The following is a 12,871-nucleotide window of genomic DNA, read 5'->3' as shown; positions in this document are numbered from 1 at the left end:
GCCAGCTCCGCAAGGAGCTGGCTCAGGTCACGATAACAACGTAAGCCGAATCAGATATCGATGTTCATCGCCTTCAGGGCATTCTCTTCGATAAACGCACGACGCGGTTCAACGGCATCACCCATTAGGGTAGTAAACAGTTCATCAGCAGCAATGGCGTCCTTCACCGTCACGCGCAACATACGGCGGCTGGTTGGATCCATTGTTGTTTCCCACAGCTGTTCTGGGTTCATCTCACCCAGCCCTTTATAACGCTGAATAGCTAAACCACGACGAGATTCTTTCACCAACCATTCCAGCGCCTGCTCAAAACTGGCAACCGGTTGACGGCGCTCACCCCGTTCGATGTACGCATCTTCTTCAATCAGATCACGCAGTTTCTCACCCAACTGATTCAGCTTGCGATATTCGCTACCCGCCACGAAGCCGGTACCCAGCGGATAATCGGTATCCACACCGTGTGTACGCACGCGCAGCGCCGGTTCAAACACGCTGCGTTCTTCATCGTGGTGAATCACAAAGCTATACGAGCTACCGTGCAGTTCACTTTCGTTCAGGCTGTTTACCAGCGATTCCGCCCATGCCTGCACTTTTTCGCGTTCACCCAAATCGGCTTCAGACAGCGTCGGTTGATAGATCAGGCGATTCAACAACGCACGCGGGAAGCGACGTTCCATACGGCCAATCATCTTCTGTACGGCGTAATGTTCAGAAACCAGCTTCTCCAACGGTTCACCCGCCAGCGCAGGGGCTTGAGCATTGGTGTGCAGCGTCGCACCATCCAACGCCAGCATGATCTGGTACTGATCCATCGCGTCATCATCTTTGATGTACTGCTCCTGCTTGCCTTTTTTCACCTTGTATAGCGGCGGCTGCGCAATATAAACGTGACCACGCTCAACGATTTCAGGTAGCTGACGGTAGAAGAAGGTCAACAACAGGGTACGAATGTGTGAACCATCCACGTCCGCATCGGTCATGATGATGATGTTGTGATAACGCAACTTGTCCGGGTTGTATTCATCACGGCCAATGCCACAGCCCAGCGCAGTGATCAGCGTCGCGACTTCCTGTGAAGAAAGCATTTTGTCAAAGCGAGCTTTCTCCACGTTCAGGATTTTACCCTTCAGTGGCAGAATCGCCTGATTCTTACGGTTACGTCCCTGCTTAGCAGAGCCGCCCGCAGAGTCCCCTTCCACCAGGTACAGTTCAGACAGTGCCGGGTCGCGTTCCTGACAATCCGCCAGTTTGCCCGGCAAGCCAGCCAGATCGAGCGCGCCTTTACGGCGCGTCATATCACGCGCTTTACGCGCCGCTTCACGGGCACGTGCGGCATCGATAATTTTTCCGACCACGATTTTGGCGTCTGACGGGTTTTCCATCAGATAATCCACCAGCTTCTCATTCATCAACGATTCAACCGCGGTTTTCACTTCGGAAGACACTAGCTTGTCTTTCGTCTGAGAGGAGAACTTCGGATCCGGCACTTTCACGGAAACTACAGCAATCAGCCCTTCACGCGCATCGTCGCCCGTGGCGCTAATTTTCGCTTTCTTGCTGTAACCTTCCTTATCCATATACGTATTCAGCGTACGGGTCATCGCGGCGCGGAAACCGGCCAAGTGCGTACCACCATCACGCTGTGGAATATTGTTAGTAAAGCAGTAGATGTTTTCCTGAAAACCATCATTCCACTGCAATGCGACTTCCACCCCAATATCATCCTTCATCGTCGAGAAATAGAATACGGTAGGATGAATGGGGGTTTTGTTACGGTTCAGGTAATCAACAAACGCCTTGATGCCGCCTTCATAATGGAAATGATCGGCTTTATCCTTCTCGCGCTCATCGATCAAGCGAATAGAGACACCGGAGTTCAGGAACGACAGTTCACGCAGACGCTTGGCCAGAATCTCATACTCGAATTCCACCACGTTGGTGAACGTCTCATGGCTCGGCCAGAAGCGCACCGTCGTACCGGTTCTATTGGTTTCACCCGTAACAGCCAGCGGAGCCTGTGCCACGCCGTGTTTATAGGTTTGTTCGTGAAGTTTCCCGTCGCGGTGGATAACCAGTTTCAGTTTTTCCGACAGGGCGTTAACCACGGAAACCCCGACGCCGTGCAGACCGCCGGAGACTTTATACGAGTTATCATCGAACTTACCGCCAGCATGCAGCACCGTCATGATCACTTCGGCAGCAGAGACACCTTCCTCTTCGTGAATCCCCGTTGGAATGCCACGACCATCATCCTGCACCGAGACCGAGTTATCCGCGTGAATGGTGATAACAATGTCTTTACAATAGCCAGCGAGCGCTTCGTCGATAGCGTTGTCCACAACTTCGAATACCATATGATGAAGACCGGTACCATCATCTGTATCACCGATATACATACCTGGGCGTTTACGTACCGCATCCAGCCCTTTCAATACCTTGATACTTGAGGAGTCATAAGAATTCGACATCAACGTTTCTCGCTCATTTTAGTCCTGTGATTGAACCGTTATTTTACCCTGTTCCACGCGGAACATCTTGCCCTTTTCACCAACCATGTCGGCTATCTGCTCAGCGCTGACCGCACTGACAAAAACCTGCGCATGGGTGGCTTTCAACCGTTCAGCCAGCAAACGGCGGCGGGTACTATCCAGTTCGGAAGCAAAATCATCAATCAGATACAGACAGCGCAGTCCGTTCTGACGGGTGAGAAACTCACCCTGAGCCAGCCTCAGCGCACACATCAGCAGCTTGAGCTGGCCACGGGACAGCATATCCTCGACCGCCACGCCGCTGGCGCGGATGCGGAAGTCGGCTTTATGCGGCCCCAGCGCCGTATAACCTAACATACGGTCGCGTTCGAACTGCCGTTCTAACAGCTTGGCATACTCACTCTCTTTGTCCCAGCCACGCTGAAACGCAAACCCAAGAGAAAATTCAGGCAGAAATTGCGTACAGGTCGACGAAATATCTTCAATAATCGCCTGACTGTACTGTGCCCGCCATTCACTAATCCGTTCCGCCAATGGCACCAGTTCCTGATCCCAGGCGCGGAGTTGGCCGTAATGGCTAACCTGACGCAGTGCAGCATTACGCTGACGCAACAGGCGTTTCATGTTGCTCCAGGCAGCAAAAAAACCCGTTTCGTTATGGAAGCAGCCCCAATCGAGGAAGGCACGCCGAAATTTTGGCCCGCCGTTGAGCAGGGTAAACCCTTCCGGGGTGATCAGCTGTATCGGTAGCAGTTGCGCCAGTTCAGCAACTTTATGGCCGTCGCTGCCGTCGATCCGCACCTTACTGTCACCCTGACGAGTTTTACTCAAGCCGACGGACCGAGCTTGCTCATCGCTGTCGATACGACCGTGTAGAACAAATTCAGGCTGGTCATGGCGAATGACTCGCGCGGCTTGTACGCTACGAAACGCCCTGCCATGACCCAATGTATAAATGGCTTCCAATACGCTGGTTTTGCCACTGCCATTCGCCCCGACCAAAAAGTTAAAGCCGGGAGCCAGTGCCAGATCGGCCGCTTCAATATTACGGAAGTCTTTAATGAGAAGACGAGAGAGAGCCATGTTGCAGTTATCTTAATGATGAAAGGGCAAGCAAACTTGCCCAATAATTCTACAACCGCATAGGCATAACGACATAAGCTGCCGCTCTGCTGGCGCCATCTTCAATCTGCACGCTGGAAACAGAGTCGGTCAGCAACAGACGAACGTCTTCGCACTTAAGCGCATTGAGAACATCCAACACATAGCTGACGTTAAAGCCGATCTCCATCTCCGTTCCCTCATACTGCACATCCAGAATTTCTTCCGCTTCTTCCTGTTCAGGGTTATTAGCGGTAATTTTCAGTTGGTTATGAATGAGGTGCAGACGTACGCCACGAAACTTTTCATTCGATAGAATCGCCGCACGAGAGAAAGCCTGTTTGAGTAAATCACAGCTGGCTTCCAGCGTTTTATCCGGGTTTTTCGGCAATACGCGGCGATAATCGGGGAAACGACCATCAACCAGCTTAGACGTGAAAATAAAATCACCGACGTGTGCACGGATGTTGTTACTGCCAATTTGCAATTGCAACGGCGTATCGCCGCCATCCAGTAAACGCACCAGTTCCATTACGCCTTTACGCGGCACGATCACCGAATGTGACGGCAACGATTGCCCGACCGGCATAGAGCAAACCGCCAGACGGTGACCGTCGGTCGCGACCGTACGCAGCTCTTCCCCTTCGGTTTCAAACAGCATCCCGTTGAGATAATAGCGAACATCCTGATGCGCCATCGAAAACTGTGTCGCTTCAATCAGACGCTTCATCGTCGCCTGCGGCAAAGAGAATTCAACGTCGCTCTGCCAGTCATCCAGATTAGGGAAATCTGCGGCAGGGAGCGTGGACAGTGAAAAACGGCTGCGCCCAGAGCGCACCAGCATGCGATCGCCATCCAGCATAATGGTGATTTCCGCACCTTCAGGTAGCCCACGGCAAATATCAAACAGTTTACGGGCAGGGACGGTCGTAGCTCCCGGCTCATGCGGCTGCGTCAATGCGACCTTTGCGACCATCTCCATCTCGAGATCGGTACCCGTCAACGACAGCGCACCTTCCGTAACCTGAATCAGCAGGTTGCCCAGAATCGGTAAAGTGGGTCGGCCGCCCAACGGGCTGCTGACCTGCTGCAATGGCTTTAACAGATGTTCACGTTCAACAATAAATTTCATAGTGTTATGAAGATAGTGTTCTGATTAAATTGGAAAAATCTTCTTTGATGTCGTGGCTTTCTTCACGCAACTGTTCGATTTTACGACAGGCGTGCAACACCGTAGTATGATCGCGTCCACCAAATGCATCGCCAATTTCCGGCAGGCTATGGTTGGTCAATTCTTTCGCCATCGCCATCGCCATCTGACGTGGGCGCGCCACCGAGCGGGAACGACGTTTAGACAGCAGATCGGCTACCTTGATTTTATAGTATTCCGCTACGGTCTTTTGAATATTGTCGATAGTAACCAGTTTTTCCTGCAATGCCAGCAAATCGCGTAGCGCTTCCCGCACGAAATCAATGGTGATAGAGCGACCCGTAAAGTTGGCATTGGCAATCACACGGTTCAGCGCACCTTCCAGTTCACGCACATTAGAGCGTAGACGCTTGGCAATGAAGAACGCGACCTCACCAGGCAGCCGAATATCATTTTCATCTGCTTTTTTCATCAGAATCGCCACGCGGGTTTCCAGCTCTGGCGGTTCAATGGCAACCGTTAGCCCCCAGCCGAAACGGGATTTCAGGCGATCTTCCACGCCGTTGATCTCTTTCGGGTAGCGGTCAGACGTCAAAATGATTTGCTGATTACCTTCCAGCAGGGCATTGAACGTGTGGAAGAACTCTTCCTGCGAGCGTTCTTTGTTGGCAAAGAATTGAATATCATCGATTAACAGCGCATCCACGGAGCGGTAGTAGCGTTTGAACTCTTCAATCGCATTATTTTGCAACGCTTTTACCATATCTTGTACAAAGCGCTCGGAATGCATATACACCACTTTCGCGTTGGCTTTGCGGGCGATAATGCCGTTACCAACCGCATGCAACAGGTGCGTTTTGCCCAGGCCAGTGCCGCCGTACAGGAACAACGGGTTGTAAGCACCGCCTGGATTATCAGCCACCTGACGTGCCGCCGCACGCGCTAACTGGTTTGATTTACCTTCAACGAAGTTATCAAACGTGTGCTTAGGGTTTACATTCGAACGATAAGTATGTTCAGCCTGTACTGGAGAATTATCCCAGCTTGGGCGTATCGGTGCCGAACGCGCCTGCGGTGCCGGCGTCACGCTAACATTATTATGATGAGTGACAGGCTGACTCATCACCTGTACCAGCGGTTTACTCCCCACCTCAAAACGCAACAAAGGGGCATCCATCCCACAAAAATCATTAAGTAATCCATTGATATTATTTAAATATTTATCACGAACCCAATCCAGAACGAAACGATTAGGGGCGTAGAGAGCCAGAGTGTTATCACTCAGTTCCGCCTGCAACGGGCGTATCCACATACTGAATTCTGTGGCAGGTAACTCATCCTGCAAACGGGCAAGACACTGCTGCCAAAGCGAAAGTGACACGGCGGACTCCACTCGAACAAGAACGATCAAAAAGAAAAAAAACAAGAAACGTTATTTATGTAACTCATGATTTTGGCTCCCCTCTTCTCTGATCGACAGGAAGAGCGGGCGCACCGCGTTGCCTAAGCGGTTACCGTGACGATCCCGACGAAGGATCATCTACGGGACGGCGGATCATAACCTAATCCGCAGAAGAGATCCTCCCCTTCTACACAGTTTCGATCCTTTTTATCCACAGGCTATTCTTATCGCTACTTTGCGTTATCGCCTAAATAATTCAAGTTGCACGCAAGCCCCGCCTCAATAGCGAGGTCATCGGTTAGCCAAGTAACTAAGCCACCCCATAAGCCGCCTGAAGTATGACGAAAATATGTATCAGAAAGATCCGATCGCCATCCTCTGCGCAAGATGTATTCAAGAGTAAATCCAATAACGGATCGTTACGGTGATTGCGATCATGATCTTGTCGGAGAGATCGCCGGAGGATCCTTGCGCTTTGCCGTAGAGTCCGTATAATTCTCTGCCCGCGCGTCTACGCCTGCTTTCTGTGCTCAGCCAGACAGAAATCCCAAAAATAACTGGAATGGCTGGCATGTGAAGTGTGATGTTAATTGACTCAGGGCTGTACAATTATTACAATCCCGCCTCTTTCAGTTATATGATTGTGATATGCGATTGAGGCGTCGGTCATTTTCACGCCGAGTAGCCAAACGCGTTTACTGTGAAGTTGTGTTTGCTCACTGTATCAGTAGGGCAAACCGTTAATTATCCAAGTTTAGGTAGAAATCGCCATGAAACGCACTTTCCAACCGTCCGTATTGAAGCGTAACCGTAGCCACGGTTTCCGTGCTCGTATGGCCACTAAAAATGGTCGTCAGGTTTTGGCCCGCCGTCGTGCGAAAGGCCGTACTCGTTTGACCGTTTCTAAGTAATAAAAGCTAACCCACCGAGTGGTTAAGCTCGCTTTTCCCAGGGAGTTACGCTTGTTAACTCCCAGCCATTTCACTTTCGTCTTCCAGCAGCCACAACGGGCTGGCACGCCGCAAATCACTATTCTCGGCCGCCTGAACACGCTGGGGCATCCCCGCATCGGTCTTACCGTCGCCAAAAAGCATGTTAAACGTGCTCATGAGCGCAATCGGATTAAACGTCTGACTCGCGAAAGCTTTCGCCTACATCAACATTCATTGCCTGCAATGGATTTTGTAGTGATTGCAAAAAAAGGGGTGTCTGAACTGGATAATCGAACGTTGACGGAAGCATTGGAAAAATTATGGCGTCGGCACTGCCGTTTGGCTCCCGCCTGCTGATCGGGTTGATACGCGGCTATCAACTCGTTATCAGTCCGTTACTTGGACCACATTGTCGGTTCCGGCCGACATGTTCACAATACGGAATTGAGGCAATAAGCAGGTTTGGCATGATAAAAGGCAGTTGGTTGACGCTCAAACGCGTATTAAAATGCCACCCTTTGAACCCTGGTGGTGATGATCCCGTACCGCCAAAAACCGACAATAACAGAGAACATTAACGATGGATTCGCAACGCAATCTTCTTCTCATCGCTCTGCTATTCGTAACCTTTATGATCTGGCAAGCCTGGGAAACGGACAAAAATCCGCCGGCAACCACGCAAGCCATACAGCAGGCAACGAATGCAGCACCCGGTGATACTAACCAGGGCGTACCGACCAGTGGTCAGGGTCAACTGATCACCGTGAAAACCGATGTGCTGTCTCTGACCATCAACACTCGTGGTGGTGACATTGAACAAGCTCATTTGCAAGCTTATCCAGACACTCTGGGGTCAGATAAACCCTTTTTGCTGTTGGAGACCTCACCAGAGTTCACCTATCAGGCACAAAGCGGCTTAACAGGCAAGAATGGCCCGGATAACCCGGCCAATGGCCCACGCCCACTGTTCACTGTTACACAAGATCACTTTGAGCTGGCGGAAGAGCAAGACGAATTGCGCATTCCGATGACCTATACGGCGGCAGACGGTGTCATCTATACCAAAACGTTTGTTCTGAAACGTGGCGATTATGCGCTAAACGTTGACTACAACGTCAACAACACCAGTGCGCAGCCGCTGGAACTGACACTGTTCGGTCAGTTAAAACAATCCATCGATTTGCCTAAACATCGCGATACTGGTAGCAGCAACTTTGCGCTACATACTTACCGTGGTGCCGCGTTCTCATCAAGCGAAGATAAGTACAAGAAGTACAGCTTCAGCGATATGGAAGAGAACCTGAACATCACCACCAACGGTGGCTGGGTTGCCATGTTGCAGCAATATTTCGCTACGGCTTGGATCCCGACGACGGCAGGTGCCAATACGTTCTATACCAGCAATCTGGGGAATGGTCAGGCCGCTATCGGCTTCAAAGCCACACCGCTTGTCGTTGGCGCGGGTAGCCAACAAAACCTGAATGCCACGCTATGGGTTGGCCCGGAAATTCAGGACAAAATGGCGGCAGTCGCACCACATTTAGATTTAACCGTAGATTACGGCTGGTTATGGTTTATCTCTCAGCCGCTGTTTAAGCTGTTGAAATTCCTGCACGGCTTCATCGGTAACTGGGGCTTCTCCATCATTGCCATCACCTTTATCGTACGTGGGATCATGTATCCGCTGACCAAGGCGCAATACACGTCCATGGCGAAAATGCGTATGCTGCAACCAAAATTGCAGGCGATGCGTGAGCGCATTGGTGACGATAAACAGCGCATGAGCCAGGAAATGATGGCGCTGTACAAATCTGAAAAAGTCAATCCGCTGGGTGGTTGCTTCCCGTTACTGATTCAGATGCCAATCTTCCTGGCGCTGTACTACATGTTGATGGGCTCCGTCGAACTGCGTCATGCGCCGTTTGCTTTATGGATCCATGACCTGTCAGCGCAAGACCCGTACTACATTTTGCCGATCCTGATGGGCGTGACAATGTTCTTCATCCAGAAGATGTCACCGACCACCGTGACCGACCCAATGCAGCAGAAAATCATGACTTACATGCCAGTGATTTTCACGGTGTTCTTCCTGTGGTTCCCATCTGGCTTGGTGATGTACTATATCGTCAGCAACCTGGTAACGATCATCCAGCAACAGTTGATCTACCGCGGTTTAGAAAAACGTGGCTTGCATAGCCGCGAGAAGAAATAATCATCAGATTGCCACAGCAATAACGAAAATAAGGCGGTCATTGACCGCCTTATTTTTTAACCAATTACAGAGAGAAGATCATGAGTAGTACCGATACCATCGTTGCCCAAGCCACGCCACCGGGACGCGGTGGCGTAGGTATTTTACGGGTTTCCGGTCAGGCGGCTTCAGCCGTGGCTAATGCCGTTTTAGGCAAGCTTCCTAAACCGCGTCACGCCGATTATCTGCCATTTCGGGATACTGATGGCACGACACTCGATCAAGGTATTGCTATCTGGTTTCCCGGCCCAAATTCCTTTACTGGCGAAGACGTGCTTGAATTTCAGGGTCATGGTGGCCCGGTTATTCTTGATTTGCTTCTACAGCGTATTTTGACGTTGCCGAATGTGCGTATTGCACGCCCCGGCGAATTCTCTGAGCGCGCCTTCCTAAACGATAAACTCGATCTGGCACAGGCCGAAGCCATTGCCGATCTGATTGATGCAAGCTCCGAGCAGGCTGCCCGCTCCGCATTAAATTCACTGCAAGGCGCATTTTCTACACGCATAAATCAGCTAGTGGAAGCACTTACTCACCTGCGAATCTACGTTGAGGCGGCGATTGATTTCCCTGATGAAGAGATAGACTTCCTTTCCGATGGAAAAATTGAAGCTCAGCTAAACGGCGTTATGTTAGATTTAGATGCCGTAAGAACCGAAGCCCATCAGGGCAGCCTGCTGCGTGAAGGAATGAAAGTTGTGATTGCCGGAAGACCTAACGCGGGGAAATCCAGTCTGCTTAATGCGCTGGCTGGTCGAGAAGCGGCGATCGTGACCGATATCGCAGGCACGACTCGCGATGTGTTACGCGAACACATTCACATTGATGGTATGCCGCTTCATATCATTGATACTGCCGGTTTGCGTCATGCCAATGACGAAGTGGAGCGCATCGGTATTGAACGCGCCTGGCAGGAAATCGAACAAGCCGACCGAGTATTATTCATGGTCGATGGTACAACCACATCGGCGGTAGAACCCTCAGCTATCTGGCCAGAATTTATGGCTCGCTTACCCAAAAACCTGCCAATTACGGTAGTACGTAACAAAGCGGATATTACAGGTGAAGCGCTCGGCATAGAAAATGTAAGCACTCACTCACTTATTAGATTATCCGCCCGTACCGGAGAAGGCGTGGACACGCTGCGCGATCACCTCAAGCAGAGTATGGGTTTCACCAGCAATACAGAGGGTGGTTTTATCGCTCGCCGCCGCCACCTACAGGCATTGGAACAAGCTGCGCAACATCTGATTCAAGGCAAAGAACAGCTGGTAAGCGCCTACGCTGGCGAACTACTGGCAGAAGAGCTACGACTGGCTCAGCAAGCGCTAAGTGAAATCACGGGGGAATTCACCTCTGATGACCTACTAGGACGAATTTTTTCGAGCTTCTGTATTGGGAAGTGATTCGCTCTCCCCCGATATGGTTTCCAATGACACGCTACAGCCGATGCAATCGGCCCAACATTATCGCTGGGCCGATTTTTTAAATGTCACTTTACTCTCTTATTTCAGCGCCGCTTTTACGACGGCTGACAGCGATGTTGTTGGGCGGCCAATCAGACGGCTCAATTGCTTACCGTCATCGAACAAACCACCTTTGGATGCACCAACATCTGAATCTGCAATAATTTGTGCGAACACATCGGGGAGTCCGGCGGAAACCAGCGCAGCGGTGAACTCCGCTTCAGAAAGATTTTGATAACCGATCTGTTTACCTGATTGTTTGCTGATTTCTGCTGCAAGATCGGTCAATGTATAAGACTCATCACCAGCCAGTTCGTAAACTTTTCCAGCTTGCCCTTCTTGCGTCAGCACCGCGACCGCAGCGGCGGCGAAGTCTTCACGCGTTGCAGAGGTGATTTTTCCTTCGCCCGCACTACCGATAAATACACCGTGTTCCAGTGCCGCAGGGATACTGGCAGCATAGTTTTCGGTATACCAGCCATTGCGCAACAGCACATGCGGTAAACCTGAATCGTTCAATAACGCTTCGGTCTGCTTGTGTTCTTCCGCTAACGCAAGCGGTGAGGTATCTGCATGCAGAAGACTGGTGTAAGCCAGTAATTTAACGTTCGCTTTTACGGCCGCGTCAATCACATTGCGATGCTGAGTTGCACGCTTACCCACTTCACTGGAGGAAATCAGTAATACTTTATCAACGCCTTGTAATGCAGAAAGCAATGCTTCTGGCTGATTGTAGTCAGCTGCTTTAACCTGAACGCCGCGAGCGGCGAGATCGGCAACCTTATTCACATCCCGTACCAGCGCCAGAATGTCATTCGCTGGCACGTTATTTAACAGTTGTTCAATCACTAAACGGCCTAATTGGCCAGAGGCACCTGTAATTGCGATCATCATTAAGTTCCTTTCTTTGGTTAACACAGGCTGGCATAATATCTACAAAGCTAACTTAAAGTAAGTACGCACAAAAAGGTAAGTGTAATGTCGGCACAAATAAGCAATGTGGATACCTCTGCCACCATGATGTCTAAAGGCAACCTTTTCGCTGAAAAGTGCCCATCACGGCAAATACTGAGCCACGTTACTAGCCGCTGGGGCGTGCTAATCCTGGTTGCACTGATGGAAGGAACGCACCGCTTCAGCCAGCTAAGACGTAAAATTGGGGGCGTGAGTGAACGAATGCTGGCACAGACCTTACAAAATCTAGAGAACGATGGATTTATCCTACGCATCTCTTATCCTGTTGTACCGCCACATGTGGAATACAGCCTAACACCACTGGGAAAAGAGGTGAGTGAAAAAGTCAGAGGATTATCCGATTGGATTGAAGAGAATCTAGAGAATATCGTCACCGCTCAACAACAAATCAACGACATATCATCGTGTTGATTAACCGTTTTATCAGCCTGTTGGGAATATCATGCTAACTAAAAACCAACGCTTCCTTTGTTTCTTTCAGCAAGAGCGATGAGGTCGTTATACGTCTTACGATTTACGATCTTCTATACACGAGACGACGGGTTAGGCATCATGGCGGTGATATCGTCAAACACGTCTTGCCAGGTTTCATCATCCACTGCCATAAATCCAAATGAACGCAGCATAAATATGCCTTCAGAAGCGAGGAAAGCAAGACGAGCCTCTCGGCCTTCCTGCGTATTTAAATCCAGCCCTGCTAGCCTTGTTGCATACCAATTTTTTGATTTTAATAAATAATCTGGCATTTTTAACAGTGCGGCCATCATACCCGCAGCACGATCGCATTCCACTGCATCAGCCTGACGAGTCACGTCAATATGAGCCCGAATACGTGCCTGAGGGCTGGTATCTCCCCCCATTAAGGATGAAGTCATTACGTCGAACTCGCCTTCCCAGCGCTTATACATCGCATCGATCAGGGCATCCTTTGTCCCGAAACTCGACTGCACTCCGCCTTTAGTAATGCCCGCCGATTTTGCAACAGCATCAATCGTCAGTGCTGCTATCCCCTGAGTTCTGACAATCTGCTCGGCAGCATCCAGTATCGTCGCCGGATTAATGACTTTATGGCGTCCCATTGCATCTCCATTTTAAAATACGTTTG

General features: G+C 50.4%; 12 protein-coding genes. 6 read left to right on the top strand and 6 right to left on the bottom strand.

Translation table 11 applies throughout. The annotated features are described in order from the left end of the window. Positions 1 to 50: 50 nt before the first annotated feature. Genes gyrB through dnaA form a run of 4 tightly spaced genes read right to left on the bottom strand, consistent with a single transcriptional unit; the run spans position 51 to position 6,121 of the window. Complete coding sequence (gene gyrB / locus ACKPVM_RS12730; protein ID WP_409309445.1) at positions 51 to 2,468, bottom strand: DNA topoisomerase (ATP-hydrolyzing) subunit B; 2,418 nt, start codon at positions 2,466 to 2,468, stop codon at positions 51 to 53. 18 nt (positions 2,469 to 2,486) lie between these two features. Further along, positions 2,487 to 3,572, bottom strand: a complete 1,086-nt coding sequence (gene recF / locus ACKPVM_RS12725; protein WP_409309443.1) for a DNA replication/repair protein RecF — start codon at positions 3,570 to 3,572, stop codon at positions 2,487 to 2,489. Between the two features lie 49 nt (positions 3,573 to 3,621). Next, positions 3,622 to 4,722 carry a DNA polymerase III subunit beta gene (dnaN, locus tag ACKPVM_RS12720; RefSeq protein WP_409309441.1) on the bottom strand — a complete coding sequence of 367 codons (1,101 nt, stop codon included), beginning with the start codon at positions 4,720 to 4,722 and terminating at the stop codon, positions 3,622 to 3,624. Between the two features lie 4 nt (positions 4,723 to 4,726). Beyond that, a complete protein-coding gene (dnaA, locus tag ACKPVM_RS12715) occupies positions 4,727 to 6,121 on the bottom strand; it encodes a chromosomal replication initiator protein DnaA (RefSeq protein WP_409309439.1) in 1,395 nt (464 codons plus the stop codon). 791 nt (positions 6,122 to 6,912) lie between these two features. Between dnaA and rpmH the strand changes: the two genes are divergently transcribed. The 5 genes from rpmH to mnmE all read left to right on the top strand — a co-directional run bounded on the left by rpmH (position 6,913) and on the right by mnmE (position 10,731). Further along, on the top strand, positions 6,913 to 7,053 hold the full coding sequence (gene rpmH / locus ACKPVM_RS12710; protein WP_004093983.1) for a 50S ribosomal protein L34: 141 nt from the start codon (positions 6,913 to 6,915) through the stop codon (positions 7,051 to 7,053). Between the two features lie 18 nt (positions 7,054 to 7,071). Further along, on the top strand, positions 7,072 to 7,431 hold the full coding sequence (rnpA, locus tag ACKPVM_RS12705; RefSeq protein ID WP_009115146.1) for a ribonuclease P protein component: 360 nt from the start codon (positions 7,072 to 7,074) through the stop codon (positions 7,429 to 7,431). Continuing rightward, a complete protein-coding gene (gene yidD / locus ACKPVM_RS12700) occupies positions 7,395 to 7,652 on the top strand; it encodes a membrane protein insertion efficiency factor YidD (RefSeq protein WP_409309434.1) in 258 nt (85 codons plus the stop codon). The genes rnpA and yidD overlap by 37 nt, the downstream gene beginning before the upstream one ends. Before the next feature lie 2 nt (positions 7,653 to 7,654). Continuing rightward, entirely contained in the window at positions 7,655 to 9,286 is a 1,632-nt protein-coding gene (gene yidC / locus ACKPVM_RS12695) for a membrane protein insertase YidC (protein WP_409309433.1), read from the top strand. Between the two features lie 80 nt (positions 9,287 to 9,366). After that, on the top strand, positions 9,367 to 10,731 hold the full coding sequence (gene mnmE / locus ACKPVM_RS12690) for a tRNA uridine-5-carboxymethylaminomethyl(34) synthesis GTPase MnmE (RefSeq protein ID WP_409309431.1): 1,365 nt from the start codon (positions 9,367 to 9,369) through the stop codon (positions 10,729 to 10,731). Between the two features lie 99 nt (positions 10,732 to 10,830). Here mnmE and ACKPVM_RS12685 read toward each other — a convergent pair whose 3' ends face one another. Beyond that, positions 10,831 to 11,682 carry an SDR family oxidoreductase gene (locus ACKPVM_RS12685; RefSeq protein WP_409309565.1) on the bottom strand — a complete coding sequence of 284 codons (852 nt, stop codon included), beginning with the start codon at positions 11,680 to 11,682 and terminating at the stop codon, positions 10,831 to 10,833. Positions 11,683 to 11,769: 87 nt separating this feature from the next. Here ACKPVM_RS12685 and ACKPVM_RS12680 point away from each other — a divergent pair, with 87 nt between their 5' ends. After that, entirely contained in the window at positions 11,770 to 12,177 is a 408-nt protein-coding gene (locus ACKPVM_RS12680; RefSeq protein WP_409309429.1) for a winged helix-turn-helix transcriptional regulator, read from the top strand. Positions 12,178 to 12,290: 113 nt separating this feature from the next. Here the strand turns inward: ACKPVM_RS12680 and ACKPVM_RS12675 are convergent, their stop codons facing one another. Then, positions 12,291 to 12,845 carry a TetR/AcrR family transcriptional regulator gene (locus ACKPVM_RS12675; protein WP_409309427.1) on the bottom strand — a complete coding sequence of 185 codons (555 nt, stop codon included), beginning with the start codon at positions 12,843 to 12,845 and terminating at the stop codon, positions 12,291 to 12,293. Positions 12,846 to 12,871 lie beyond the last annotated feature (26 nt).

It is taken from the genome of Pectobacterium hainanensis (assembly GCF_046237015.1).
GTDB lineage: Bacteria > Pseudomonadota > Gammaproteobacteria > Enterobacterales > Enterobacteriaceae > JBJYIN01.
The sequence above is the reverse complement of the archived record's forward strand: the minus strand, read 5'-3'. Positions and strand labels throughout refer to the sequence as shown.